The sequence below is a fragment of the Actinacidiphila sp. bgisy160 genome, from assembly GCF_057707815.1.
In genome coordinates this window covers 126,255-150,225 of record NZ_JBYIQW010000002.1, presented here as the reverse complement: position 1 = coordinate 150,225, position 23,971 = coordinate 126,255, and the positions used below count along the sequence as shown (strand labels likewise).

Sequence of the window (23,971 nt, the reverse complement as noted above, 5' to 3'; positions counted from 1 at the left end):
CCGGCGTGGTCAGCCCGCTCGCAGGTCTTCGTCGGGGCGACACTCCGTACAGGGCTCCGTGACAGAGATGGTCCGTTCCTGCAGCGCCAGGCGTGCGTCTTCCCACGACAGGCGCTTGCCGTCCGCCATGGGGCAGTCCGGCCGGTGCAGGATGCCCTTGCCGACGACGTTTTCACCGGTACGCACGTGCTGCAGGACGAATCCCGGCGGGCGTCCGGAGCGCCAGGGCTGGGTGCCGGTGTCGGCCTCCTCGCGCTGCTCCTTCACGCGCCGCAGGGTGAGGGCGATCCACTTCCCGACGAAGTCGAGTTCCGCCGGGTCGCCGGGCAGGTCTCCGTGCGCGGTGCCCTTGGTGTTCCACTGCTCCCGGACGCGGTCGAGCTGGGTCTGCAGGTGCTTCGCCAGCATGTCCAGGCGCTCGACGTCGGGCGGCAGGTCTTCGTACACGCGTCCGAATGTACGCCGGGGCCCGGGCGTGGCGGTATCGCCCGGACGGGGGACGGGCGCCTGCGGCCCGGGCCTGCCCGGTGGGAGGCTACGCCGACTGACGCCCGAGAGAAGGGGTTCCCCGTGGACATCGACCTGCCCGTGCTGGACCAGGAAGCTCGCCGCCTGGCCCTCCTCATGACCGAGAACGGCATGGAGCACCTGACCATCCCGGCGACTAGGTCCCCGCAGGAGGCGGGGGCGGCCATCGAGGAGAGGTTCAGTGCCGAGCTGGGCGTGGCCTACGCCCGGCTTGCTGCGGCCGGGAGCGACGAGCAAGCCATCCTGCCGAGTCTGCTGATGGCGATGGCCGGCCAGGTGGCGATGCTGGCCATCGAGCTCTCGCTGCGGACCGACCGGGATGCGGCGGACGTCATCCGCTCGATGGGCGGCGGCCGGTAGCGACACACGTCCCGCGCGTACGGGGAGACCCCGGTCACTCGTCTACGGGGGGGTAGAGTTTTCCCATGACAGAGATAACCCCCGGCAACGCCCTCCAGGTGCTGCCCGGCATCACGGACCCAGTCGCGCGCGCCTTCGCCTGCGACGACCTCCTCTCCCGGAAGATCCCCGAGCTCCAGGCCGCCATCGCCGAAGTGCGCCGCGCCGCCGTCTACGACGCCACGCTCCGCCCGGGCGCGAGCGCCGCCACCGTGGCGGCCGAGCTGGGCGTCAGTGACAAGGCGATCTCGAAGGCCGTGTCCGAGCAGCGCCACAACGACCGCGAGCTCATGCGGGAGGCCCTGGCGTCCGTCCTGGCTTATCCCCCCGGGGGGACGATCGCCCTCCAGCAGGCGTACATGACCCGCAGCGTGCCGGGGATGGCGCGCCAACTGCTGCACCTTCTCGCCCGCCCCGACGTCGAACTGCCGGGCCCCGGCCCCAAGGCGGACGCCGTCGCCCGCGGCCGCGAGCGCGCAGAGACGATCCTGGACGGCCACGACGACGAGTGACGGCGGACCGCCCGAACTCCCAGAACTACTACTGAGCTACCAGTTCGTCCCAGATTAGTAGTTGGGCCCCCGGCAGCCGTGCTGCGCCGGGGGCCCTGCTGTGTGCGGCGGTGGTCAGGCCGGGTGCGCGGCGATCCAGTCCAGGAGCTGCTGCGCGTCCTGCAGAACGGCGGTGCGCGCCAACGGCACCTGGTCTAGGTAGGGCACGTTCCCCGCCCACTCCTTGGTGTGGTCGATGATCGTGTACGCGCCGGAGTAGTCGCGGCCCGACGGGTCGGCCTCCATGGCCGTCCGTACGGCCAACATCGCGTGGTACGTCTTCTGCAGCATGTCCTCGCACGCCCCGTCAGGGTGCTGCGGCGGGCAGGGCTTGAGGATCCCCTGCAGCGCGTCGGCCGCGCCTTGCACGGTCGGCCCGCTCGGCGAGGCCTTCGCGGTGGCGGCGGGCTTGGCTGCGGCCGGCGGTGTGCTGTCGCACGCGGCGAGTGTGGCTATGAGGGCGGCGGCGACTACGACGACGCCCCCCGGCTTGATCATCGTCATGGCGGCGGATCATGCCACAGCCAGGGGGGATGGCTCAGGGGCGGGGTCGCACTGCGCGCGCTGGGCCGCCTTCTCCGCCGGGTGGCGCCTCCAGCTCGATGGCGCGCCGCAGTTGCTCCATGCGCGTCGACAGCGGCTCCCAGCCGGGGAATCCGGCCATGCCGAGGTTGAGGCGGACGATGCCCCGCTCGAAGGAGCGGAGTACGCCCCGGGCCATGAGGGGACTGCCGACGGGGCGCGGGCTGGTGGTGTTGTCGGGGTGCTCGTTGTGGCCGGGGCGGACCGACACCCACAGGGCGCCGTGGTCGGAGCCCTGGAGGTGGGTGACCAGGTCCGCGCGTACCTCCAGCCAGCGGCGCACGGCGGCGATGGTGGGCTTCGACAGGGCGATCGTCTCGACCACGGGCGGCATGGCGCGCACGCGGTGCTGGGGGCGGCGGGTGATGCGCACGGTCCCGGCCTTCGCGTCCACGTCGTGGAGGGTGAGCGCGCCGAGCTCGCCGGAGCGGGCGCCGGTATCGAGGACCAGGCCGAGCATGGCCAGGAGCCGAACGGCCTCGGGGCCGGCCTCCCAGTGGTCGGCGGCCGCTTCCAGGTGGCGCAGCAGCAGGGCGCGCGGCTGGGCGGGCACGACGGGGTTGACCGGGGACTGCGACTCGGCGGGCCGGGCGGGCAGGTCGAGCGGCGGCAGGCCTGCGGCGCGGGTGATGTCCCGAAGGCGGGTGGCGGCCATGTCCACGGACGCGTCCGATGACGGGCCGTGCTGGGCGCGGCCGGTACGGCGGCGGAGCTCCCCGGCCCGGGCCAGGTCCAGGAAGGCGAGGGCGGATGGCGTCGACAGGAGCACCGCCAGGTCGTCGGCGGCGTCGGGCGGGAACTGGTCGGGGTGCCGCTCCAGGGCCCTGCCGAGCATCCCCGCCACCCAGCGGACTTGCTTGCCGACCGCGTCGCCGTTGTCGAGTCCGGCGGTCATCTGGGCCACCACGGACTGCAGGGTGTCCAGGGCGGCACTGGGTGGGGTGGGCTGTGCAGGCATGCGGGTCAGGGTAGACGGCGGCCGCCGGAACCCGCACGTGAACGCAGAGCGGCCCCGCACACCGGCAAGAGGTGCGGGGCCGCTCTAGGAGGGGTGAAGCGTGCTCAGGCTACGGCGGCGGACGCCATCGCGGCCTCCCACACTCCCTTCTCGACGCGGCGGACCTGGCCGTCCTCCTCCATGCGGGTGAGGGAGCTGTTCACCGTGGTCGACTTCATGCCGAGTGCGTTGATGATCTGCTGGTTGGTGCACCGCCCGTTGGCCCGCAGGTGCGCCAGGATGTCGGCCCGCGAGGACGAGCGGGGGACGGCCGTCTCGGCGGCCGCCGCGGCGGCCTCGGTCTTGGCCACGCCCTGCGCTGCCGTCTCGGCAGCGGCCTTGCCCGCGCCGGGCTCGGTGACCGGGCGGCCGGCCTTCCGGTCGTCGCGGCGCTGACGCCAGTGCCGCCACCCGTCGCCGAGCCGCGCGGCCTCGGTGGCGTTGAACGTGGTGGTCTCGCCGGTCGACGCCCAGTGGAACGGGTCGACGCACAGGAACGTGCGCGCCAGCGTGGCGCGGGCGCTGCCCACGCTCGCGTACGCCAGGCCTGCGGTGCTGTCTCCGTTGGGCCACTGCTTGGGGATCTTGTGGGGCTCGACCGGCATCGAGCCCTGCAGGGCGAGCTGACCGGACATGCGGCCGCCCGTGCGCATCACGACGACGTTCCCGGCGGCGAGCTGCTCCCGCAGGGTGTTGGAGCCGCCCAGGTTGCCCAGGGACGGGTTCTGCATGACGATGCGCAGCTTGCCGCCGCACTTGCGGGCCATGGTGGCGAACCGCTCCGCCAGGACGACGACCTCCTTGTAGGCGGCGAAGACGGCGGCGGCCTCCTCCATCGTCACGGACAGGATGGGCAGCCCCAGCTTCACGGGGTCGAACGCCGCCACGCCGCGCCGCTCGCGGCCCTTGTCGTCCACCCACTCCCAGTCGGCCAGGCGGCGGTTGCGGTCGTACATGAAGTCCACCGCGTCACGCATCGCGTACAGGCCTTCGGTCACGTCCCCGGCGAACAGGTCGACGGCGTTCTGCCAGTCCGGGAGCGACTGCCCGTGCTGCGGGTCGATGACCCAGCTCACCATGTGCGGGGTGTGCCGCTCGTAGGCCAGGCACATCTCCGTCAGTCGGGACTTGCCGGAGTCGGTGGAGCCGACGAACAGGTCGTGGACGGGGCCGGATCCGGGGCGCCACATCCGGTAGTCGACAAACTGGCCGTCGGGGTGCACGGCGATGGGGGCGATGCCGGTGTTCGGGTCCAGCAGGTGCGGGCCCTCCCACTCCTTCACCTCCTGCAGCGGGTTCCGCTCGTACACCTCGATGTGCGCCCACTGCTCGTTGCCGGACGGGTGCCGGTCGATGTTCACCGACACGGCCGGCACGCCGTAGGCGGACGCGATTCGCTCCTGGATCTGTGTGGTCATGGCGGCGGTCGCGGTGCCCTTGCCGCGGGGCAGCTCGATGTCGGCGCCCCAGTTGTCGTTGTTGCTGATCAGCAGGTTGTGCAGTCCGGAGTCGGGCAGCGCACCGCCCTGGCAGGCCACGAACTCCAGCCAGATCTGCAGGTGCTCGCCAAGCGGCGCCTCCGGCTCGGGGCGGCGGCGGGCCAGGTGCCACCACCACGGCGCGCCGAGAACCGCGCCGGAGCCTATGGCGACGCCCAGACCCTCGAGTCCCCCCGGCGGCGGGAGTACCTGCCCGGTGGCGGCGGACACCAGCAGCCAGCCGAACACTGCGGCGTACACGGCGGAGGTGTAGAGCCGCCCCCACGCGGTCAGGACACGGCGGCGCAGCATGGCGCGGCCTGCCCGCTCGGGCCAGCGGGCGCCCTTGCGGCGGCGGATCGCCCGGCGGCGCAGCCGAAGCGCGAGCTCGGGGGCAGCGGCGGCGGCCAGGCCGAGGGCGGCCGGCCAACCCCCCTGGATCTGCAGGGCCTGCGCGGTGGTGAGGGTGCCAGCGGTGGTGAGGAACGGGGCCAGGGGGCGGCGGTGCCGGACGACGAAGCGGCCCGTGCGGATCGAACCGCGCACCACGAGGGGCAGACGCTTCCACCGCTCCGCACGCCGCCGCGCCGCCGCCCGCTGCTCGCCGAGCCGGTTGTAAAGGGCGATCAGCTTGTCCGCTTCGTCGTCCGTCATCATGGGCTCGGCACGGTCAAGGAGTGCCATGGTCGCGGTGCCTTTCTCTGCTGCTGCACGGTGGGGAAGTTGGGTGGCCGGGGCCGGGGCGGGGCCGGTGCGGGAACACCGGCCCCGTCCGCTCAGTGGCTGGTGATGAACTCCGCGTCGGGGATGGCGGGCGCGGCGGCCGCGGCCTCCACGAGGTTTCCGTAGCGGCGCTGCAGGTTCTCCCGGGCGACGTTCGCGGCCGTGAAGACCGCTTCGGCGGCCGCGCGAGCGGCCTCCTGGGCCTCGGCGAACGCGATGGCGGCCTCGGCGACGGCATGCGCGTCGCGCACGGTCTCGGGGTCCACCTTGAGCGCGGCCATCCCTGCGGCCAGGTCGTCCAGCGCGGTGGCGCGGTTGCTGGAGCGGGTGGCGTCCCCGGTGGCGATCTCCAGGTCGGCCAGGGCGGTGTCGGCGACGGCCCCGAGCTGCTCCCGGGCGCTGTCGAAGTTCGTCGCTTCTCCGGTGAGAGTGCCGCTCATGGTGGGGGGTTTCCTTTCGTCGGGCTGGACCAGGCGCAGGGGCTTGGCCGGGTACGGGTGGGTGCTGGGCGGGAGTCCGGTGTCCCGGGCGGGTGCCGGGGTCGGGGCGGGGGCGGGCTTCCTGACGGGTCGCGCCGCCACCGTCGGCTTCTCGGGCGGGGCCGGCGCCTTACCTCCGGTCGGCTTTGGGGGCGGCGGGGGCGGTGTCGGCTTCGGCGGATCGGGTTCCGGGTTGGGGGTCTCGTCCTCGTCGTCGTCCTCGGGGTCGAGCTCGTCCTTGCGCTCCCACAGGACGGAGGCGGCTTCCTTCCAGCTCGCCCCCCACCCCTCGGTGAAGGCCTTCACGTGGCCGAGGCCTGCGCGGGTGAGGTAGGCGGCCGCCTTGCCGGTCACCGCCCCGGCCCGGTTGGTGGGGCTGCCCTTCTTCACGGGGGTGGCCCGCCACTGCGCGGCCAGGGACTCCCGCTTGGCGGCCGCCACGGGGGCCTTGGCCTTGGGGCTCGCTGCCTTGGAGCCGCCCGACGATCCGCCGGAGCTGGAGCCGTTGGCCATCTGCCAGGCCAGCCACCCGAGAATCAGGAGTTCAACCACTTCATGCCACCTCATCGGTCGGGCCCTAACTGGGCGGGTCGGGGGATCACGCGCTGAACTTGTTGCGCTTGATGACGGCCTTCTTGATGCGGATGTTCGTCCGGTTGCCGCCGCCGCCCCGGGAGCGGAAGGCCGTGGCCATCTGCACGAAGACGAAGGCGCCGAAGAGGACCGCCGCGAGCAACATGAGCTGCGAGATCAGGTCGGCCAGGGCGGAGACGAACGCGGCCGCCAGGTGCAGGCCGGCCGCGAACGCGAGGAAGCCGACCCCGGCGAGGCAGAAGTTCAGCAGGAACCCGGAGACGACCGACCTGGACGCGACCGCCACGGCGGCGGGGTCGGGCTGCGGCGGCGCGGCCTGCGCGTAGCCGGTGACGGTCTGCCCGTTGGGCAGCAGCACCGTGGTGGGGACCAGGTGCAGGGCGCCCAGGTGGGCGGCCGGGGCCTCGGCAGACAGGTTCACGGCGGTCGGCTGCAGGGGCTGGAGGGGGCGAACGTCGTTCATTTCGGGGCTCCTTGGTGGTTGCGGTGGGTGACGGCCGGGGCTACCCTCGCGCGCGTTACGCGCGCAGGCGCGCCCAGGCGTGTAGGTCCCTGACGTGGTCCGATCCGCGGTGCGGATTGGACTGCGGATCGGATTGCGGATTCACGGACGGTCACCCGCCGAGGAATTCGGCGGTCGCGGTCTGCAGCGCCCGCTCGACCGCCGCGGCCGCCCGGTCGCGCTTCTCCGGCGGGAGCTTGGCGACCTGGGCGCGGATGCGGTCGTAGGTGACGGCGACCCGGTCCCACGGGGTCTCGGCGGCGTTGAGCCGGGCGGACCACCGCTCGGCGGCGGCCTGCTGCCGGCGCGTCTCGCGCTCCTGCTGCTTCTTGTACGCCATTGCGGGCCTCCTACCTGGGGGTTTGCGTATAACCGGCTCTATGGGGAGTGCTTCCGGCTTGCGCCGGGCACGGGGCGGGGCCCGCTACTGAGGGCCGGGGTAGGTCTTGAACTCGTCTTCCTCCCGGATCTCCAGGCGCCGCGCGTTGGCGTAGGAGCGGGAGGTGGAGGGGTGGCCCTCCGCCTTCAAGGCGTCGGTCATCTCCTTCTCGCGGGGCTCGCGACCGAGGCTCCGGAAGACGCCACGGATGATCTCCCGACCCGCTTCCTGCTCCTCCGCGGTGGAGCGCTTCGGGAGCGGGGCGGGGCGCTTTCCGGTGCCGTCCTTGGCGGCGCCACGGGGGCGCTTTGAGGGCTCCACCTGAGCGTTCACACGGGGCGCCTTGGCGTCCGCCGCGGCGGCGCTTCCACGGCCGCCCGTGGCGCCTCCTGCGGCGTCTCCCGAGGCGCCTTCGGCGGCGTTCTCGGCGGGCGCCTTGAGCTCCGGCGGGCGGCGCCCGAACAGCGCCATGTGGGTCCGCTCCCGGGCGGCGCTTTCGGCGTCGTCCGTGGCGGGCTCGGTGGTGGGGTCGATGGCGGTGGCGTCGCACCCCGCCGTGAGGCCGGACAGATCAGTCGTGGCGTGTTCGGCGGCCGCCGTCGCGGCGCCCGGCTCCAGCTCGCCAAGGCGGGCCAGAACGCAGATCTTGGCGGGCGCCACGCGGCGCCATCCACGGCCGTACAGGGAGCGCAGTTCGGCACGCACCAGGAGGCGGTTCCGCTCGCGCTTCAAGGCGTCGGCGTAGGAGGTGACCTCCCACAGGATCATGCGGCGGCGGATGGCCGCCGTGGCGACAGGCGCCATGAACCAGCGGGAGGTGCGGATCCGGTCCATGCGGCGGCCGGTGATGGCGCCGATGCGGGTGGCGTAGATGCTGCTGGCGATCTCGGAGAACACGACCCACAGGAGCGTCAGGAAGGCGTGTCCGGCGCGGCCGGGCAGGGAGTCGGTGACGTTCCAGTTGAGGTAGATCGTGGCGGCGGTCAGGAGGCGCGGAATCCACGTCAGCCACGCGGGCACGTGGAGGTCCAGGCGGATGAGCAGCAGGCGCGCGAGCGTGAAGGCGGGGATGGCCAGGTCGAGACCGAGCGGCAGCATCCACGGGTGTGCCCACCCCCACTCGGCTTCGGCCTTGGTGCTCAGGGCCTCGAAGGAGGAGAGCAGGCCGAGGACGCTGACGCCGGTCGCCATGACGACGACCGCGAAGGCCATGAACTTCTCGCCCTTGCCGAGCGGCGGCACGTCCTTGGTGGCCGGCTCGCCGTCGTCGTCCTGGTCCGCGTCCTGGTCCGCGTCGTCCGCAGGTGCGGATACGGGCTCGGGCTGCGGCGCAGGGGCGGGGTCGACGGCGGGCGCGGCCACCGGGGCGGGCTCGGGCTCGGGTGCAGGGGCGGGGGCGGGGGCCGCCTCGACTACCGGGGCGGGGTCGACGGCGAGCGCGGCCACCGGAGCGGGCGCGGGCGCGGGCAGCGTCACGGGGTCGGCAGCGGCGTCGGGGTAGTCCTGCAGGAGCAGGCCTCCGCGCCTCTGCCAGTGCGCTGCACCGAGCAGCTTCTCCAACTGGGGCGTCTCGCTCACGGTTTCCTCTCTCAGCTCTTGCGGCGGCCGGCGGGGCGACGGCCGCCGCGGTTGTCCTTGGGGCGGATGACGAAGTGCACGACGAGGAAGCCGACGCCCGCGAGGGTGACGGTGCGGCCGAGGCTGAGGCCGCCTTCGACGGCGGCGCACCAGCCGAGGGCCATGGCGAGCATCCACTCGACGAGGCCCCAGAACAGGGCGGTCACGGTTTCCTTCATCGGGCACCGCCGAGGGGGGCGAGGTGCTGGTCCCACGCTCCGGACCGGACCGGCGCGGGCGCGTGGTCGACGGCGATGCGGGCGCGGTCGGGGCTGGTGGTGTCGCGGACGAAGGCGGTGCGGCGTGCGGGATGGGGCGCGGTGCTACCCGCGCAGCTACGATCGTGCATTGTTCGGCCCTTTCGGCTTTGGCAGGCGAGGGCTGAGCTGTTCCCGGTGTTGGCTCACCGGGGGTGCCTCGGCGCGGTGTTGGCTCACCGCGTCGGGGCTTTTTTCGTTTGTGTTGGGTCCAACCTACGGCGATCCTCTGGACGCGGTCAAGAGGATTGAGGGATGGTGGTGCCATGGAAATGCGACGCCAACCCGAGGAGGAGGTCGCCTTGCTGACGGTCCCGCAGATCGCGGAGCGACGAGGCTGGAGCCGCCAGGGGGTCCATGACCGGATCGCCAACGACCCGGACTTCCCCGAGGCGGTGTTGGTGCCCGGGAGCACCCGGCCCCGCTGGCCGGCCGACGCCGTCGACCGCTACTTCGACACCCACCCCAAGGCACAGGGCAAAGGCGGCGGACCCAAGCCGCGCCGCAACCAGGGGCCGACATGAGCTTCGACCGGGTGACCTACTACGTGCCCCGGTGCCCGTGGTGCGGGACCAGGGCGACGGGCCCGGACGGCCAGGAGCCGCGCCTGGAGTCCGAAGTACTCGGCGAGGAGCTGCGCGCGCACATGGAGGCGCGGGGCTGGCAGATCGCCGGCGGCGAATGGAACGGGCGCGCCCGGGTCCGGACGCCGCTGAACCTGCGGTGCGCGCGGTGCGCGGCCGCGACCGCCGTCCGCACGGCGAAGTTCGAGCGCGACCTTGCCCGGCCTGCGGTGCGCACCGTGGACATGTCGGCGCGGCTCGGCGACGGGTGGTCGCTGGTGCAGCGCGACGGTGACGAGGAACGCCGGCTGTGGCTCGTGCGGCACGGCGAGCGCACGCGGGGTCAGGTCGCCCGGTACGTCAACCGGCGCGGTGGCCTGTCCGGTTGGCAGGCGTGGGCGTACGACGGCGGGGAGCTCATGTTGCACCTGGACGCGGTGAGTGCGGCCCTGTGGCGGGAGAAGTCCAGCTTCCTGTGGCGCACCCGCGACCTGGCGGCGTGGGGGGTCGCGGTCAGGCCCAAGCACAGCCAGACGCCCCCGGCTTGGGCTCGGAGTGGGGCGTCGGCCAGGGCGTGACGGGAAGCAAAGAACCGGCCCCCGTGGGGGCCGGTTCAGGGTCGTTCATCGCTTTGGAGTCAACGGCTTCGACCGATTTCGCCTGCGCTGGACGGCGTGCCGCCCACTCGCCAGGTTGACCGCGCCTGCCCCCGGAAGGTCTCTCCGCTGTCCACCTGGCCCTTGTTGCGCGCGAATTCCCGCTCGGCTGCCCTGGTGTCCCATGTGCGGACGACCGGAGCCGGGGCCGTACTCCGGGTGCCGGCGTTCTTCGCTTGCTGCAGACACCGCTCATGGCACGTCTTTCCAGACGCGGCCTTCGCGGTCCGCTGCCCGCCCGTGGGCTTCCGGCAGATCGCGCACACGGCGAGGCCCTTGCGGACCGGCTTCTTCTTCGTCACGGGCGCAGCGTAGCGGCGGCCGGGTTCTCAGGCCCGGCCGCCGTCACTCTATCGCCTGTCGTCAGGCCGCGTCGGCAGCCTGGGCCTGGCGGCGCTTGCGCGGCTTGGGGAAGATGCGGGTCTTGCGCCAGCGGGCGAGGTCCCGGATGTGGATGCGCATGCCGCGGTTGGACGTGCCGACCTTCTCGACCTTCGGGCCGGTGCCCTCGTTGATCCAGCGGTACATGTTGGTGACGCTCGTGTCGCAGGCGACCGCGGCCTGCTCGACGGTCAGCCACTCCGGGCCGCGCGGGGCACGCGTACGGCGGGGAGCCGCCGCCTGGGGCTCGGCCTCGGGCGCGTCCTCCGGCTCCTCCTGCGGCTCCGGCTCCACCTCGGCTGCCACCTCGACCACGGGCTCGGTCACGGGCTCGTCCTCGACCACGCGGAGCTCCCGCACCTCGGCCTCGGCCTCCTGCAGTCCCGCATCCCGGCGGTTCCTGTAGGCCTTGTGCCTGCACGACTTGGAGCAGTAGACGCGCGGCCGGCCCTTGCCCGTCGCATCGAACGTCTTCCCGCAGATGCAGACCATGGGCGTGGTCCCGTCCTTCGGGACGATCCGCTCCAGCACCTCCCTGACGGCGGCCGACTCGGCGGTCTTGCCGGTCGTCGCCTCCAGCTGGTTGATACGCGTGGTGAGGCGGCCGACGGTGGCGAACAGCGCGTCGAGCTCGGCGTCGGTGATGTGGGAGGCGTCAGCCGAAGTGGTCATCTCAGAATCCCTTGGCGAAGGAGAAGGCGGGCATGCGAACGGGGCCGTGCACGTGGGTGGCTTCGAGTACGGCGGTCAAGCCATCCGGCGGGGAGCCGGGAGCGGGAGCGGTCGGCACGACCTGGCGGGCCGGGGCGGCGGGCGGGTCGTTCTCGCCCCGGATCTGGCGGACCACGGCCGCGCAGAAGCGCAGGTTCTGGATGCGGGCGAGGGACCAGCGGTGCCGGGCCCCTACGGCCTCGAGCATCATCGGGTCGTCGTCCATGCCGACGGGCCGACCGTCCTCGCTCCAGCCCACCAGCGCCCCGTAGAGCCAGGCGTCGTTGCGGTTGGCGTCCCACTCGCGGGAATCCAGCCGGATGTGCGCGGCGACCCGCTCCAGGACGGCCCGGGCGCGGGCCATCAGGTCCGCCTGGCCCGCGGTGTTGCGCTGCAGCTCGGTGAGCTCGGTGCGCAGGGCGCGGATCTCGTCCTCGGCCGGTCGCACCAGGGCCTCGGCGATGGTGCGGGCCAGCTCGATGCGCTCGGCGTCGGCGAGGTAGAGCGGCAGCAGAGCCTCTTCCACGATCTGCCGAGCCTGCCCGACAGCGGGACTGGCAGGGGTTCGGCGGGTGCCGAATGTCTGCGTATTCGGCTCGGTGTCTCGCACCAGGGGCCTCCGTGCGGCTGGGGTGGTGGTGCCTTGCAATGAGGGGGAACGTCGGAGGCCCGCCAGGTGTGACACAAGACTGGGAATTCCGCGCGACTCAACGACGAAAAGCCTCTGACCTGGGGTTTTTCTGCCGGAGACAACTTGCGCTCTAGCGCAACACGGCGACTTGCGCTCTACCGCAACTTGCATGTTGCGCTCTAGCGCAAGTCCGACTGACGCTCTAGCGCAACACCTAGTAACTAGAAGAACTTCAACTAGACGAACATCAACAACACCTGGGCGGCGGGGCCGGCGGACGGGCGCGGCGCGGCGGTGGCCGGGCGTGAAACGGGACCGGCAAGCCGGCCCGCCGGATCCCCTCCCCAAACGGATGACACCAGTGGTACCGTTGCCACCATGAAGGCATCCGAGAAGAAGGCCATGAGCCTCCGGTTCCCCAACGCGGAGCAGTACGACGCCATCGCCGCGGCCGCCAAGGCCGCCGACATGAGCATGCAGGAGTACGTGCTGTCGGCCGCCTACGAACGCGCCACGGCCGTCGAGCGCGTTTTCCTCGAGGCCGCCCGCGAAGCCATGGAGTACACCCGCGAGGCCTTCGCCGAGCTCGGCGACAACGTGCCCGACAGCGACCGGCACGCCGCCGCCCTGGCCGCAGAGCGGCGCCTGGCCGAGCTGGACCGCGCCGAGGCTGGCCACGGGAACGCCGCGTGACCCAAAGCATCGACGTGCCGTTCCTGCTGCACGTCGCCGAGCAGATCGACGGCGACCCGCAGGTCCACGAACTGGGCGTGCTGTACGCCGCGGTCGCCCGCGTCCACTCCAGCGCCATGGGGCGCGACTGCTACGGCTCTGATCACCTCAAGGCGGCCGCGCTCATGCACGAGCTCGCGCGGATTCCCTGCCTGGAGCACTCGAACCTGCAGTTCGCATGGGTCAGCACCGTCGGGTTCCTGACCCTGCAGGGCCGCAGCCTGAACTACCCGCCCAAGGAGGCTGCGGTCCTCGTCCGCGACACGGCAGCCGGCCGGGTCACCGTGAAGGAGATCGCTCTGGCGCTTCGCGGCTGGACCGTCCGGTGACGGCGACGACCCTGGCGGTGCCCGCCCGGATCCAGCGCGGCCGCACGAAGGGCTGGCGGCTGGCGGACGCCACCACCAACCCGAACGGCGCCGTCATCGTCAGCGGGTCCAGCCGGTTCGCCAACGCGTGCACGATCGCGGTCATGCGGGAGATGCGAGACGTCGACCCGCACGCCGCGGCGGCCGCCAACTTCCGCATGTGGCTGGCCGGGGACCGGACCAACGCCCCGACCGATGAGGCCGACCGGCGGCGCGAGCGGATCCTTGTCAGCGTGCCGGAGCTGCGGGGCAAGGACGTCGCCTGCACGTGCCGACCGGATCAGGCGTGCCACGCCGACGAGCTGCTGCGGCTGGCCGGCATGCCGCCCGCCGAGTACGACGCGTGGGCGGCCAGGGTCCGGGCCCGCGTCGACCGGGGCCGGGTCTCTTGGGGCGACGCCCCGATCTACAGCGACGAGGAGAAGGCGGCCGCCACGCACGGCCACGCCGGGTTCGTCATGCAGCAGCTACTCGGCGCGTAGCGCCACCGAAGGGGGAGGACATGGACCTTACGAAGGTCGAGGCCGCCGTCAATGACGGCGCCGGATACGCGGTGCTGAACGTCCGGGATCTACGCGAAGCCGTTGGCGCCCAGCGCACCGGCCGCCACGTGGCGGAAGCCATCTCCGAAGGCCTCCATCAGGCGGGATACCGGCACTTCCCGGTCGAGATCCCGAAGGATCAGCTCCGTGGGGTGCTCGTGTACCGGCCGGACAGCCCGGGTGCGCAGGTGCTCCTGCTGGTGGAGGTGGCGACCACGAGCCCTCCCGGGGCGGCAGACGGCGCCGTGCACCTCCTGGCCGACCTGCTGCGCAAGCCGTAGCCTGACCGCCTGCCAGCAGATCCCAGGGGGGGATTCATGCTCAACCGTGCCCAGATACTCCCGGTCGTCATCGGTGCCAGCGTCGTCGGCTTGCTTGCCTTCGGCGTTGGCACTCTCGGCGCCCACGGCGAGCCCGCGAACGTCTCCGTCGTCCCGGACTACCCCAGTGAGGGCCCCGAGTACGACGCCGCCATGGAACGCTGCGCCCTCTCGCGCTTGATGAACGCTGGAGACCCCGCCCCCAGCCCCGAAGGGCCGTACTACCACGAAGCCGAAGTGCTCTGCAGCTACGGCAGAACCTTCGACAACATCGACGGCGGGCCCGGCATCGGACCGGCCGACCCGGACTACTGGACTCCGTGACCCGCGCTGCACGCTGGAGGGCCCGCCACCATCCCGGTGACGGGCCCTCCAGGCTTTCCCGCGTATAACCGGCTCACGCGACCAGTTCTGTCAGGACGAGTGTCAGCCTTCCCCCGGGGGTTGCAGACCTGGCCCCCGGGCGAGGGTCCGGCCCCGTCAGGATCCGGGCGTTGTCGTCCGGCAGGGCCCCGCCGTCGACCAGGCCGTCAAGGAGCGCCTTCGCCGACGGCGCCCAGTTCCCCGGGTCGAAGTCCCGGGTACGCGGGCCCGGGTGCACGACGTAGAACAGGTGGGCCCGGGCCAGCGTCGGCAGCCGGTGCTTGCGGGCGAGCACCTTCCCCGTCTTGCGCAGCTCGCCTATCCGGTCGGCCTCGGGCGCCCAGTGCAGGCGCATGTTGGAGCTGAGCAGAGGCAGCGGCGGCACGGGCATCACCCACGAGCGGCCCGCGCCGGCCAACTCGGCGACCAGGTCGTCTAGGTCCACGTCGGGCGCGGGGCCGGCGGCCGCGACCGGGCGGGGCGCCTTCGCCTTGCGGGGCCTGGCAGTGGCCGAAGTGGGCTTGGTGGCCGCGGCCTTGGTGCTGCGCCGCAGCTCACGCTCCCCGGCGAGGGTCAGGCCGACGAGCTCCGTCCACTGCCCCCGGTCGTGGGTGCGGGCGCCGTGGCGTACGAGCTCGGCGCGGAGCAGCGCCAGGACGTCGAGCTTGGGCAGGGTGAGCCACTGCCCGGGCTCCGGTGCGGCATAGCGGTAGTGGGTGCGGCCCGGGGAGCCGGGGACGCTCGCGTGACTGACGGCGTGATCGCGGATGGTGCGCAGGGCCGCGCGGTGAGCCTCGGGGAGGGGAGGGGCCGCGGGGCGGTGGAACGGTGCGGGCATCGGGACCTCCGCTACGTCTATGCGCATAGGTGTGCGTAGTTTCCAAGATTTTTTGCGGGGTGGAAGCTGGTCGGCCCTGAGTGCTGGATCACTGCAAGTGTCGGCTGTTTCCTGACCGGTTGATTCGGTGAGCCTTACAACGACCTATACATGGGGCGGCTGTTACCCCTTCGCAGCCCTACGCGCAATTGCAACACGCGGCCGCGAAAGCCGTAAGCTTAGAACGCCGAAGAGGAGAGCAAGACCCGTGGTCCAGCCTCTGGGGTCCAATCCTGGCTGGGGGTCGTTGCCCTCCTCTGGCGCGCCGTAGGAATCCAACTCGAGAATGGAAAACCCACAATGCGCTTCAATAGTAGTGCCTGCAGCAAAGCCTGCGCCAAGGGCATCAAGGATGTCGTCAAGTTCGTGAAGGCCGTCGTGGAAGCCGTGGCCCGCGCGGTCAAGAACAATCGCCGTGAGGTGACCCTCGCGGCCCTCGGCGGCGCCGTCCATGCGTGCGTGGCCATCCCGCTGGCCGAAGCCGGGAACCGGTTCTTCGGCGGCTGATCCACACACGAGCACACGGTGGCCCCCCTCTCACTCGGGAGGGGGGCCACCCTGTTACCCGGCGCCTGCCCCGGCACCGGTGCGCGTCTTCGCCGATCTCTCCGGCAGTCCGCCGAACCGGGATCGAACATCCGGCCGGACACCCCCGAACGCAAGGTTAGGTGCGCCTTACCGGTGATAATTTGGAGAATCACAGGCTATTCTAAGGGGGTGTCAGAAGATCCCGAACACCCCTCCGAAGACGGCCCCCCGGCCTCGCCGGAGATGAGCCGCGCCCTGTTCAACCAGTGGTTCGGGTTCGTCTCCGCCCGGCTGGACGAGCGCGAGGCCATGGCCGACGCGATCCACTCCCGCGCAGGCCTGGAATGCCGCACGATCACCACGCCGCTGCGGGTCAAGGCCGCGTACGCGTTCGGCTTCGGGGAGGCCGCATTGGCCGACGACCAGCCCCACCGCGCACGCACGCAACTCGCCTGGTTCCGCCAAGCGGGCCAGCAGTGGGCCGGCCACCCCGAACACCCTGACAACTGACCCACATCACCCAATAGCGCCACCGAAGGAGCACGATGGCAGACACCGGCATTGACGACTGGTCCAAGTACGAGTCCGGCACCGACCCGTTCACCGCAGCCGAGTTGGAGGCGATTCACCGCTACCGCGAATTCGTCGCCGACATGCCCGACGACACCTTCGAGGGCTTCGATGCCGACCGGATCCTCAGCGACGTGGCCGAGCACGGCGCGAGTGTGGCCCTCGCAAACGTGGAGGGGTTCACCAACCATCTCAACGGCTGGTGGGGGGCGATCAGCATGTTGAAGGACGCCCTGTCGATCGGCGCCGACGGGTACAGCACGGCCGCCCACCGGTACGTCGGCCACCTCACCGCCCAGCACCGCAACGCCTGCGCGAGGTTCGAGCGCGCCGTCACCATGTGGTTCCTGGACTTCGATCCGGGCCTCTCCTCCCCGCTGTACCTCAAGCGAGACGCGGACGAGTGACCGACGAGTACGGGCGCCGCGTCCCGGCCCTGCCGGGCGCGGCGAAGGCCTGGTTCGACGCCTACCAGCGGGCCGCGGAGGCGGCGAACGGCGGCATCGACTGGTCGGAGCTGTCCTCGGCGCGGCTCCCCAACCCTGCCGCCGTGCCGCCGTGCCCGGTGTGTGGCGACGTCCCCGTGTCCGGCAAGCTGACCGGCCACACCGGGTATTGCCCGTTCCAGCCCTGCCCGCCGAAGACCGGCGCCCACCTGCACTTCCAGCCCTGCGGATGCCTCCTGGACCTGCCGTCTTTGGAGGAACTGATCCGCTCCATGTACGGAACCAGGGAGAACGCGTGAGCGAGCAAGAGGGAGAGGTCATCGTCGCGGAGCTCCTGGACGACGAGGAGCCCGCGGGGCTTCCCGCCGTCCGGGAGAGCCTGCCGGCGCCGCGGTACGAGGTCGATCAGCACACCATCGTCGGCCCGGGCGAGGATCTGCCCGTGGCCGGCGAGGGCCCGCGCTACTCGGAAGAGGACTTCCGGGTCTCGCAGGCCACGATGGACCTGCACGCCGAGGCCAAGGCGGAGAACACCCGCCGGATGCGCACCACCGCGGTGAGGGAGTTCGAGGCCTGGTGCGCCGAGCACGGCCGCGTCGCCCGGCCGTGCACTACGGCGACGTACACCGAGTACGGCACTCACCTGATGACCCGGGCCAACCGCAAGGACGGCACGCGCAGCATGAAGGCCGCGTCGATCCGCGCCTACATGTCGCACATCCGCATGTGGCAGCCGCCCGGGAAGCGCCCGGACCGCACGATGTTCAACGAGAACCTCAAGGGCTGGACGGCGAAGAACCCGCGGGCCAACCGCAAGCGGGAGGCGTTCCCGCTGACGCTGCCGTTCGTGCTGGCGATGATCGACGTGTGCGACGAGTCCACGCCCATCGGCATCCGTGACGCCGCCTACCTGGCGTTCGCGTACCGGTTCGTGGCGCGCCGCACCGAGCCCGCCGAGCTGCTGATCGAGGATCTGGTGATCACCGATGACCAGATCGTCGTGAAGCTGGCCAAGGACAAGACGCACCAGACCGAGGAACAGACCCTCATCCAGAAGAACCGCGCCGACCTGCAGCAGGTCCAGCGCATGCGGGCGTGGCTGGCGTACCTCGCCGAGCAGGGCGTCACCTCGGGTCCGCTGCTGCGGGCGCTGACCAAGAAGGGCAAGCTCGCCGGGCGCGCCCACGCCACCAAGCGGGGCGACAAGCTGACCGGTGCCGCGTGCGACAGCATCGTGAAGAAGCGGTTCGAGCAGGCCGGACTCGAGACCGACGGGCGGCCGGTGACGGCGCATGGCCTCCGTGCGGGCGCGGCCACCGACCTCGCGGAGGCCGGGGTGCGAGGCAAGGAGCTCAACGAGGCGGGCCGGTGGACGCCCGGCTCCAACGTCGCCGAGCTGGCATACGTCCGCCCCGCGAAGGACAAGGCGAAGGACGTGTTCGACGCGGTCAAGGTCGTCGGGGCGGCCGCCGCCGAGCCTGCCGGGCCCGTGGTGCAGGTGCAGGGCCGGGCCGACCGGGCAGCCCGGCGCCGCATGCGCCGAAGGTGACTGACAGCCCCAGTATTTCGCTGCTGGGGCGTACGGCCCGAAGGGCCGGCCCCCGCGCCCGCCGCAGGCGATCTGCCAGCGGGCGCGGGGGCCAGTTATACGTGAGAGCCTTCCCCCGTGCTTCTATCCGACAGGGACATCAAGGCCGAGATCGACGTCGGGCGGGTGCGGATCGACCCGTTCGACGCGTCGATGGTGCAGCCGTCGAGCATCGACGTACGGCTCGACCGCTTCTTCCGGGTGTTCGAGAACCACCGGTACCCGCACATCGACCCGGCGGCCGAGCAGCCGGACCTGACCAGGGAAGTGGAGCCGGAGGGCGACGGGCCGTTCATCCTCCACCCCGGGGAGTTCGTACTGGCCTCCACGTACGAGGTCATCACGCTGCCCGACGACATCGCCTCGCGCCTGGAGGGGAAGTCGAGCCTCGGTCGGCTCGGACTCGTCACGCACTCGACCGCGGGCTTCATCGACCCCGGGTTCTCCGGGCACGTGACGCTGGAGCTGTCGAACGTGGCGACGCTCCCCATCAAGCTGTGGCCCGGCATGAAGATCGGGCAGCTCTGCCTGTTCCGGCTGAGCTCGCCGGCCGAATTCCCCTACGGCTCGGAGCAATACGGCTCCCGGTACCAGGGGCAACGCGGCCCGACCCCGTCGCGGTCGTCCCAGCGCTTCCACCGCACCCGGGTCTGACGCGACGCAAGCGGCCCCGTCCGGTAGCACACCGGACGGGGCCGTCTGGTCCCCGAACCCCGCGAGGAGGCCCCCGGTGGACCGATCCCTGACGGCGTGGCGTTCCGCCCGTGCCCGCGCCCGCCGGATGCGCGAGCGGTGGATTGCCGCCGAGGCCCGCTGTGCCCAGCTCGCCGCCGAACCGGCCGTGCCCGTGGAGGTGTGGCGCGCCGCCCAGGTGGAGGCGATGCGCGCCAACGACACGGTCGGCCGGGTAGCTGACCTGCTGGAGCGGTGGCACGAGTCGGGGCCGCCGGACGAGCGGGCCGCGCGTTCGGAGCTGCTGCGCGCCCTGAACGGCACCGACGAGCGGGACGCGGCGCTGCAGCGGCTCCGCGGCCGCGTGCGGGAACTGCGCTCCGGCCTGGCCGACATGGCCCGCGTGGCCGAGCACGAGAAGGCCGTGGCGATCGAGGCGGAAGCCCGCCTGGACCGGGCGTGCGCGGTGCTCGACCGTGTTGCGGCCGCCCCCACCATGCAGCTGCACGACGGCGGGCCGCGCGTCGTGGACGCCGACGATCTGCGTACCCGTCTGGGGCTGTCGCCCCGGTAGGGCCGCTGTTGTCACACTCCGGGACCGCCGGTCGTTCCCCATGGGTGGGGGTTGCGCTTAGCGCAGGGGCTGTGTATCCGAATCCGTCCGGCGGAAGGAACCGACGCCCGTGCCTACTCCCCCGGCGAAGAAGGCCGACCATGCGTGGGTCGTCGCGGCCGAGCTGCCCGTGGAGACCAACATTGCCCGCTACGCCGACTTCCGAGGATCGTTCGTGATCAAGGAGGGCGGGCAGCGCGTCAACGCCCTGGAGGTGTACTGCAAGGCGTGCAAGCGTCCCTTCGAGGACGTAGCGGACCAGGAGTGCTCTGCGCTCATCGACAACCGGCACCTCATCGGCGGTGACCAGCGGGTCCGCGCGAAGCGCCTGCCTCCGCCCCAGCCCCCCAAGGGCGCCCGGGTCATCCCGGGCCACACCTACACGCGACGCGGCATCGAGGCGTACGTCGCGGGCACCGTCTGACCACTCACCTGCAGAAGGGCACCACCCCGTGAACCGCCGTCTCCGCATAGTCGCCGCCGCGTCCGCCGCCACCCTGGCACTGGGCCTGGCGGGCTGCGCCAAGTACATGGAGCCGTACAACGACGCGCCGCGCGCCAGCACGGTCAACCGGGAGCCCTGCGAGGTCATCGCCATGCCCGACGGGTTCTCCAACTCCTGCACCAAGTGCGACCACGGCAACCGCATCTATCAGTCGTTCCACGGTGATGGCTCGTACACGGCCATCGCGGTCGTGCCCCAGGATCCGACCTGCCGCCCCTGACGCAGACCGCCCGGGGCCGGTCCGTGAGTCGGCCGGCCCCCCGCCGCGGGTGACGCCGCGACACTAGCCGCGCCGCTTCCTAGCTTGCGCGCCGTGACTCACATCCCTTCCGCCACCGACGCGCCCCCGCCGCCAACGCCGCCGCTGCCCGTCAGGGAGATCGTCGGCCTGGTCCTGGTCGTCCTCGGCGTCGCAGGCCTGACCGCCGTGGCGTTCGCCGTCCATCCGCTGCTCGGCGGGGCCGCCGTCGGCCTCGCACTCACCGGCCTCGGCCTGTTCCTGTCCCTCGGCGATAGCGGCGCCGTCTGATGGCCCGCCGCCGGACCCTGCTGCCCGCGATGCGGGCCCTGGCCCGCCGCCGCGCCGTCGCGCCGGCCATGCAGGAGACCAAGGGGTGGTCCGGCGGCTGGACTGTGCCCGCAGGCGTGTCGCGCATGTACGGCACCGAGGGCCGCGCGGACGGCTGGGACCTGGAGAAGGTCATCGCCGACGGCTACGAGCGCGGCGTGTGGGTCTTCAAGGCCGTCGAGACGATCGCCGGGCACTCCTCCCGCCTGCCGTTCATGGTCGGGCGCGGGGACGGCCCCGGCGAGATCGACGAGACCATGGACGAGCACCCGCTGTACCGGCTGCTGAACGGGCAGGCCAACCCGCTGGAGACCGGGCGCGTGTTCCGCAAGCGCCTGTCCGCGCAGGTGCTCCTCAGCAAGCGCGGCGCGTTCATCGAGGTGACCCGCTCCCGGCGGGGCACGATGACCCGCCTGGATCTGCTGCCGCCGGACCGGGTGATGCCCATACCTGACCAGCGCGGGGAGTACATCTCCCACTTCGAGCTGTTCGAGCGCGACGGGCGCACCCGGGAGCTGGACCCGGAGCGGGTGCGGTGGGTCCGCGAGCCTCACCCCACCGATCCGTTCTCGGGGACGACGCCGCTGGAGGCCGCCGGGATCTCTGTGGACCTGGACCACCTGGCGCGGCTCTACAACGTGTCCTTCTTGCGGAACGACGCCCGGCCCGGCGGTGTGCTGGGCGTCGACCTCAAGGGCGCCACGGGGCGCCAGCTCGACCGGATCGAGGAACGGTTCGCGCCGGGCGTCGAGCGCGCCGGAGAGCTCGCCGTGATCGGCATGGGCCCCGGCGGCATGTCTTACATCGACGTCGCCACCCGGCCCCGTGACATGGCGTACGAGCAACTGTCGAAGATCTCCAAGGACGAGATCCTGGCCGCGTTCGGCACTCCCGAGTCGATGTTCGGCAACACCTCCGGCCGGACCTACGACAACGCCGAGCAGGACGAGTACACGTTCTGGACGATCACCATGTCGTCCCACAACGACCTGATCGCCTCCGCGTTCTGGCCGGACGTGGACGACGACGACGGGTGGCGCCCGTACCTGGACACCAGCGGCGTCGAAGCCCTGGAACTGCCCCAGCGTCACCGCCTGCAGGTGCTCCGCGAGGAGTGGTCGGCCGGGCTGATCAGCGTTGACGAGTACCGGGCGGCGGCCGGGCGTGACCCGATCGACAACCCGCAGACCCGCGCCCTTTGGCTCAACCCGCAGAAGGCGCCCGTGCCGACGCGGCCCGAAGACGCGGTCGCCCTCGGTGTCGGCGGCGCCCCCGGAGCTCCCCCCGGTGCCCCGGGGGCCGGCCCGGGCGGACTTCCCCCGACCGATGCGCCCGAGAGCGGGCAGGACGGCGGCGGCGCGGCCGCCCAGGCCGTCGCCCAAGCCCGCGGGGAGCTCGGGGACGCGGGAGGCGCGGCAGCGCAGGCCGTGGCAGCAGCCCGCGCCTCCCAGCAGCCCACCGCGCCCGGCGCGGCCGCTACAGCCGTCGATGCCGCCCGGGCCGCGGGCGTCACCTCGCAGGCCCCGGGAGCCGCCGCGTCCGCCGTCACCGCGGCCCGCGCCTCCCAGCAGCCCACCGCGCCCGGCGCGGCCGCCGCAGCCGTCGGCGCGGCCCGCGAGACCAAGTCCGCGCGGCGCGATCCCGGCTGGACCCCCGACGAAGCGGCCGTCGAACGGCTCGCCACCGCGGCGGCCGGCGCCCTGGACGCGATCCTCGCCCGGCAGACGGACATCACCGTCGCCCGGCTGCGGTCCCCCAAGGCCCGCAAGGGCACCCGGTACTGGGAGCCGGACACGTCCCTGCCCGGGGTGGACACCCGGGGTGGTGACGGGCCGCTGGACGCGCACCGGGCGATCTCCCCCGAGCGGTGGGCGACCGAAGCGACCGCGACCCTGTCGCCGCTGGTGACGGCGGCCGCAGAGCGCGCGTACGCGGACGCGATCCGGGCCCTGTCGGGCGCGGCCGCCATCGAGGGCAAGGCACTGCGCGGCCGAGGGGGGCCAGCAGCAGCCGTCATGGCGGCGCTGGCCGCCGTCGCCGAAGCCGTGCGGACGTTCCTCAACGCCCTGGCGGACGACGTGATGGCAGCTCAGGGCCACACCGACACCGTTGACGGCCTCGCCGAGGTCGTACACGGCCGTACAGAGGCCGCGCACGACCTGGCCGAAGGGTTGGCCCGGCAGGTGGCTGCCGCGGTCGTCAACGGGGCAGCACAGGCCGCAGCGGAGGAAGTCCCCGGCATCGTCCGGACCTGGCACACCGTCGGCGACGATCGGGTACGTCCCGCCCACGAGGCACTGAACGACGAGACGCTGCCCGTCGACCAGCCCTTCGAGATCGAGGGCGCGTCCCTGCGATACCCCGGTGACCCGCTCGCGCCCCTGCACCTCACAATCAACTGCCGCTGCAGGCTCTACTACTGGCCCGTTGACGGCATCCGCCCGGGCCTGGAGGGCAAGAGCGCCCGCCGGTCCCGGTGGAACCTGGCACGGCACCCCCGGGACTCCCGGGGTCGCTTCATCGAGCCGGGCGGCGTCGCCCGGCTGTGGGGTGGCGGACTGGTGCGGGTCGTCGGCGCCCTCGCCAACCAGCGCATCCGCGTGGAGCGCCTGGAGGGCGGCGGCCGCGAGACCCACCGTGCGGACCGGCTGACGATGGTGGCCCGCCCGGACGGCACCGCGCCGACGAAGGACGCGGGCAAGCTGCCCCCGACGAACGGCCCGAAGGGTGGGTGAGCGCCTGCACCTGGTCCCGGTGCGGTTCCGGGACGCCGCGGCGTTCGTCGCCGCCTGACCACAAGCCGCCGCCGGGCATGGTGTTCGCCGTCGGGGCCGCCGACGACGACGGGGTGCTGCGGGCTGTCGCCATGGTCGGCAGGCCCGTCGCCCGGCACCTGGACAACCGACAGACGCTGGAGGTCACCCGCACGGCCACCGACGGCGCCCCCAACGCGAACAGCATGCTGTACGGCGCGGCCTGGCGGGCCGCGCAAGCCATGGGCTACACGCGGCTGGTGACGTACACGCAGGAGGGCGAGACCGGGGTGAGCCTGCGGGCCGCAGGCTGGCGGGTACTGGCGCAACGGCCGCCGCGGCGGGGCTGGGACTGCGCGAGCAGACCGCGCCAGTCCCGGGGTGTCGACAACGTCGCCCGGACCCTGTGGGAAGCCCCCACCTGCTGTGACTCAGGTCACAGCCTGGCCAGACAGGTGAGCGCGCGACGCTAGATGTGCCGGCGCTCGATGGTGCGCG

At 72.3% G+C, this 23,971-nt stretch carries 35 protein-coding genes; 21 read left to right on the top strand and 14 right to left on the bottom strand.

Annotated features, from left to right (window positions below):
- Nucleotides 1–9: 9 nt before the first annotated feature.
- Nucleotides 10–447, bottom strand: a complete 438-nt coding sequence (locus tag AC3EUJ_RS03310; protein WP_431959355.1) for a DUF6233 domain-containing protein — start codon at nt 445–447, stop codon at nt 10–12.
- Between the two features lie 123 nt (nt 448–570).
- On the opposite strand from AC3EUJ_RS03310, the gene AC3EUJ_RS03305 reads away from it, so the two are divergent.
- Nucleotides 571–888 carry a hypothetical protein gene (locus AC3EUJ_RS03305; RefSeq protein ID WP_431959354.1) on the top strand — a complete coding sequence of 106 codons (318 nt, stop codon included), beginning with the start codon at nt 571–573 and terminating at the stop codon, nt 886–888.
- 65 nt (nt 889–953) lie between these two features.
- The gene (locus AC3EUJ_RS03300; RefSeq protein WP_431959353.1) at nt 954–1,439 is read left to right on the top strand and encodes a hypothetical protein; all 486 of its coding nucleotides are present in this window, start codon (nt 954–956) and stop codon (nt 1,437–1,439) included.
- 114 nt (nt 1,440–1,553) lie between these two features.
- Here the strand turns inward: AC3EUJ_RS03300 and AC3EUJ_RS03295 are convergent, their stop codons facing one another.
- From AC3EUJ_RS03295 to AC3EUJ_RS03255, 9 genes are all read right to left on the bottom strand, one after another.
- Entirely contained in the window at nt 1,554–1,982 is a 429-nt protein-coding gene (locus tag AC3EUJ_RS03295; protein ID WP_431959352.1) for a hypothetical protein, read from the bottom strand.
- 34 nt (nt 1,983–2,016) lie between these two features.
- On the bottom strand, nt 2,017–3,018 hold the full coding sequence (locus tag AC3EUJ_RS03290) for a tyrosine-type recombinase/integrase (protein ID WP_431959351.1): 1,002 nt from the start codon (nt 3,016–3,018) through the stop codon (nt 2,017–2,019).
- Nucleotides 3,019–3,122: 104 nt separating this feature from the next.
- Nucleotides 3,123–5,219 carry a winged helix-turn-helix domain-containing protein gene (locus AC3EUJ_RS03285; RefSeq protein ID WP_431959350.1) on the bottom strand — a complete coding sequence of 699 codons (2,097 nt, stop codon included), beginning with the start codon at nt 5,217–5,219 and terminating at the stop codon, nt 3,123–3,125.
- Nucleotides 5,220–5,311: 92 nt separating this feature from the next.
- Nucleotides 5,312–6,289, bottom strand: coding sequence for a hypothetical protein (locus AC3EUJ_RS03280; RefSeq protein WP_431959349.1), 978 nt, complete (start codon nt 6,287–6,289; stop codon nt 5,312–5,314).
- Nucleotides 6,290–6,335: 46 nt separating this feature from the next.
- Complete coding sequence (locus AC3EUJ_RS03275; protein WP_431959348.1) at nt 6,336–6,794, bottom strand: hypothetical protein; 459 nt, start codon at nt 6,792–6,794, stop codon at nt 6,336–6,338.
- 151 nt (nt 6,795–6,945) lie between these two features.
- A complete protein-coding gene (locus AC3EUJ_RS03270) occupies nt 6,946–7,173 on the bottom strand; it encodes a hypothetical protein (protein WP_431959347.1) in 228 nt (75 codons plus the stop codon).
- 84 nt (nt 7,174–7,257) lie between these two features.
- Nucleotides 7,258–8,790, bottom strand: coding sequence for a DUF2637 domain-containing protein (locus AC3EUJ_RS03265; protein WP_431959346.1), 1,533 nt, complete (start codon nt 8,788–8,790; stop codon nt 7,258–7,260).
- Between the two features lie 11 nt (nt 8,791–8,801).
- Nucleotides 8,802–8,996, bottom strand: a complete 195-nt coding sequence (locus AC3EUJ_RS03260) for a hypothetical protein (protein WP_431959345.1) — start codon at nt 8,994–8,996, stop codon at nt 8,802–8,804.
- Nucleotides 8,997–9,004: 8 nt separating this feature from the next.
- Nucleotides 9,005–9,178: a hypothetical protein gene (locus AC3EUJ_RS03255; protein ID WP_431959344.1), complete on the bottom strand. Its 174-nt coding sequence runs from the start codon at nt 9,176–9,178 to the stop codon at nt 9,005–9,007.
- Nucleotides 9,179–9,358: 180 nt separating this feature from the next.
- Here AC3EUJ_RS03255 and AC3EUJ_RS03250 point away from each other — a divergent pair, with 180 nt between their 5' ends.
- Nucleotides 9,359–9,610 carry a helix-turn-helix transcriptional regulator gene (locus AC3EUJ_RS03250; protein WP_431959343.1) on the top strand — a complete coding sequence of 84 codons (252 nt, stop codon included), beginning with the start codon at nt 9,359–9,361 and terminating at the stop codon, nt 9,608–9,610.
- Complete coding sequence (locus AC3EUJ_RS03245; protein ID WP_431959342.1) at nt 9,607–10,227, top strand: hypothetical protein; 621 nt, start codon at nt 9,607–9,609, stop codon at nt 10,225–10,227. Before AC3EUJ_RS03250 ends, AC3EUJ_RS03245 begins: the two co-directional genes overlap by 4 nt.
- Before the next feature lie 59 nt (nt 10,228–10,286).
- On the opposite strand, the gene AC3EUJ_RS03240 is transcribed toward AC3EUJ_RS03245, so the two are convergent.
- From AC3EUJ_RS03240 to AC3EUJ_RS03230, 3 genes are all read right to left on the bottom strand, one after another.
- Nucleotides 10,287–10,607 carry a hypothetical protein gene (locus AC3EUJ_RS03240; protein WP_431959341.1) on the bottom strand — a complete coding sequence of 107 codons (321 nt, stop codon included), beginning with the start codon at nt 10,605–10,607 and terminating at the stop codon, nt 10,287–10,289.
- Between the two features lie 61 nt (nt 10,608–10,668).
- Nucleotides 10,669–11,358, bottom strand: coding sequence for a helix-turn-helix domain-containing protein (locus AC3EUJ_RS03235; RefSeq protein WP_431959340.1), 690 nt, complete (start codon nt 11,356–11,358; stop codon nt 10,669–10,671).
- A gap of 1 nt (nt 11,359) precedes the next feature.
- Entirely contained in the window at nt 11,360–11,923 is a 564-nt protein-coding gene (locus AC3EUJ_RS03230; RefSeq protein WP_431959339.1) for a hypothetical protein, read from the bottom strand.
- Between the two features lie 483 nt (nt 11,924–12,406).
- Between AC3EUJ_RS03230 and AC3EUJ_RS03225 the strand changes: the two genes are divergently transcribed.
- The 5 genes from AC3EUJ_RS03225 to AC3EUJ_RS03205 are packed head-to-tail and all read left to right on the top strand — an operon-like array spanning nt 12,407 to nt 14,314.
- The gene (locus AC3EUJ_RS03225) at nt 12,407–12,721 is read left to right on the top strand and encodes a hypothetical protein (RefSeq protein WP_431959338.1); all 315 of its coding nucleotides are present in this window, start codon (nt 12,407–12,409) and stop codon (nt 12,719–12,721) included.
- Nucleotides 12,718–13,089 carry a fic family toxin-antitoxin system, toxin component gene (locus AC3EUJ_RS03220; RefSeq protein ID WP_431959337.1) on the top strand — a complete coding sequence of 124 codons (372 nt, stop codon included), beginning with the start codon at nt 12,718–12,720 and terminating at the stop codon, nt 13,087–13,089. The genes AC3EUJ_RS03225 and AC3EUJ_RS03220 overlap by 4 nt, the downstream gene beginning before the upstream one ends.
- Nucleotides 13,086–13,610, top strand: coding sequence for a DUF4326 domain-containing protein (locus AC3EUJ_RS03215; protein ID WP_431959336.1), 525 nt, complete (start codon nt 13,086–13,088; stop codon nt 13,608–13,610). Before AC3EUJ_RS03220 ends, AC3EUJ_RS03215 begins: the two co-directional genes overlap by 4 nt.
- 20 nt (nt 13,611–13,630) lie before the next feature.
- Nucleotides 13,631–13,951: a hypothetical protein gene (locus AC3EUJ_RS03210; RefSeq protein WP_431959335.1), complete on the top strand. Its 321-nt coding sequence runs from the start codon at nt 13,631–13,633 to the stop codon at nt 13,949–13,951.
- A gap of 36 nt (nt 13,952–13,987) precedes the next feature.
- A complete protein-coding gene (locus tag AC3EUJ_RS03205; protein WP_431959334.1) occupies nt 13,988–14,314 on the top strand; it encodes a hypothetical protein in 327 nt (108 codons plus the stop codon).
- 73 nt (nt 14,315–14,387) lie between these two features.
- Here the strand turns inward: AC3EUJ_RS03205 and AC3EUJ_RS03200 are convergent, their stop codons facing one another.
- Entirely contained in the window at nt 14,388–15,191 is an 804-nt protein-coding gene (locus tag AC3EUJ_RS03200; protein ID WP_431959333.1) for a hypothetical protein, read from the bottom strand.
- A 339-nt stretch (nt 15,192–15,530) separates the two neighbouring features.
- On the opposite strand from AC3EUJ_RS03200, the gene AC3EUJ_RS03195 reads away from it, so the two are divergent.
- The 12 genes from AC3EUJ_RS03195 to AC3EUJ_RS03140 all read left to right on the top strand — a co-directional run bounded on the left by AC3EUJ_RS03195 (nt 15,531) and on the right by AC3EUJ_RS03140 (nt 23,946).
- The gene (locus AC3EUJ_RS03195; protein ID WP_431959332.1) at nt 15,531–15,737 is read left to right on the top strand and encodes a hypothetical protein; all 207 of its coding nucleotides are present in this window, start codon (nt 15,531–15,533) and stop codon (nt 15,735–15,737) included.
- 210 nt (nt 15,738–15,947) lie between these two features.
- Entirely contained in the window at nt 15,948–16,268 is a 321-nt protein-coding gene (locus tag AC3EUJ_RS03190; RefSeq protein ID WP_431959331.1) for a hypothetical protein, read from the top strand.
- 35 nt (nt 16,269–16,303) lie between these two features.
- Nucleotides 16,304–16,735 (top strand): hypothetical protein, encoded by a 432-nt coding sequence (locus tag AC3EUJ_RS03185; protein WP_431959330.1) that lies wholly within the window; start codon nt 16,304–16,306, stop codon nt 16,733–16,735.
- The gene (locus tag AC3EUJ_RS03180; RefSeq protein WP_431959329.1) at nt 16,732–17,073 is read left to right on the top strand and encodes a hypothetical protein; all 342 of its coding nucleotides are present in this window, start codon (nt 16,732–16,734) and stop codon (nt 17,071–17,073) included. Before AC3EUJ_RS03185 ends, AC3EUJ_RS03180 begins: the two co-directional genes overlap by 4 nt.
- A complete protein-coding gene (locus AC3EUJ_RS03175) occupies nt 17,070–18,323 on the top strand; it encodes a tyrosine-type recombinase/integrase (protein WP_431959328.1) in 1,254 nt (417 codons plus the stop codon). The genes AC3EUJ_RS03180 and AC3EUJ_RS03175 overlap by 4 nt, the downstream gene beginning before the upstream one ends.
- A 117-nt stretch (nt 18,324–18,440) precedes the next feature.
- On the top strand, nt 18,441–19,016 hold the full coding sequence (gene dcd / locus AC3EUJ_RS03170; RefSeq protein ID WP_431959327.1) for a dCTP deaminase: 576 nt from the start codon (nt 18,441–18,443) through the stop codon (nt 19,014–19,016).
- Between the two features lie 76 nt (nt 19,017–19,092).
- Entirely contained in the window at nt 19,093–19,608 is a 516-nt protein-coding gene (locus tag AC3EUJ_RS03165; protein WP_431959326.1) for a hypothetical protein, read from the top strand.
- A 109-nt stretch (nt 19,609–19,717) separates the two neighbouring features.
- Nucleotides 19,718–20,071 carry a hypothetical protein gene (locus AC3EUJ_RS03160; protein WP_431959325.1) on the top strand — a complete coding sequence of 118 codons (354 nt, stop codon included), beginning with the start codon at nt 19,718–19,720 and terminating at the stop codon, nt 20,069–20,071.
- A 28-nt stretch (nt 20,072–20,099) separates the two neighbouring features.
- Nucleotides 20,100–20,372, top strand: coding sequence for a hypothetical protein (locus AC3EUJ_RS03155; protein ID WP_431959324.1), 273 nt, complete (start codon nt 20,100–20,102; stop codon nt 20,370–20,372).
- A gap of 93 nt (nt 20,373–20,465) precedes the next feature.
- Nucleotides 20,466–20,681 (top strand): hypothetical protein, encoded by a 216-nt coding sequence (locus AC3EUJ_RS03150; RefSeq protein WP_431959323.1) that lies wholly within the window; start codon nt 20,466–20,468, stop codon nt 20,679–20,681.
- A complete protein-coding gene (locus AC3EUJ_RS03145) occupies nt 20,681–23,455 on the top strand; it encodes a phage portal protein (protein ID WP_431959322.1) in 2,775 nt (924 codons plus the stop codon). The genes AC3EUJ_RS03150 and AC3EUJ_RS03145 overlap by 1 nt, the downstream gene beginning before the upstream one ends.
- A gap of 77 nt (nt 23,456–23,532) precedes the next feature.
- Nucleotides 23,533–23,946, top strand: a complete 414-nt coding sequence (locus AC3EUJ_RS03140; protein ID WP_431959321.1) for an XF1762 family protein — start codon at nt 23,533–23,535, stop codon at nt 23,944–23,946.
- The last annotated feature ends 25 nt before the right edge of the window (nt 23,947–23,971 follow it).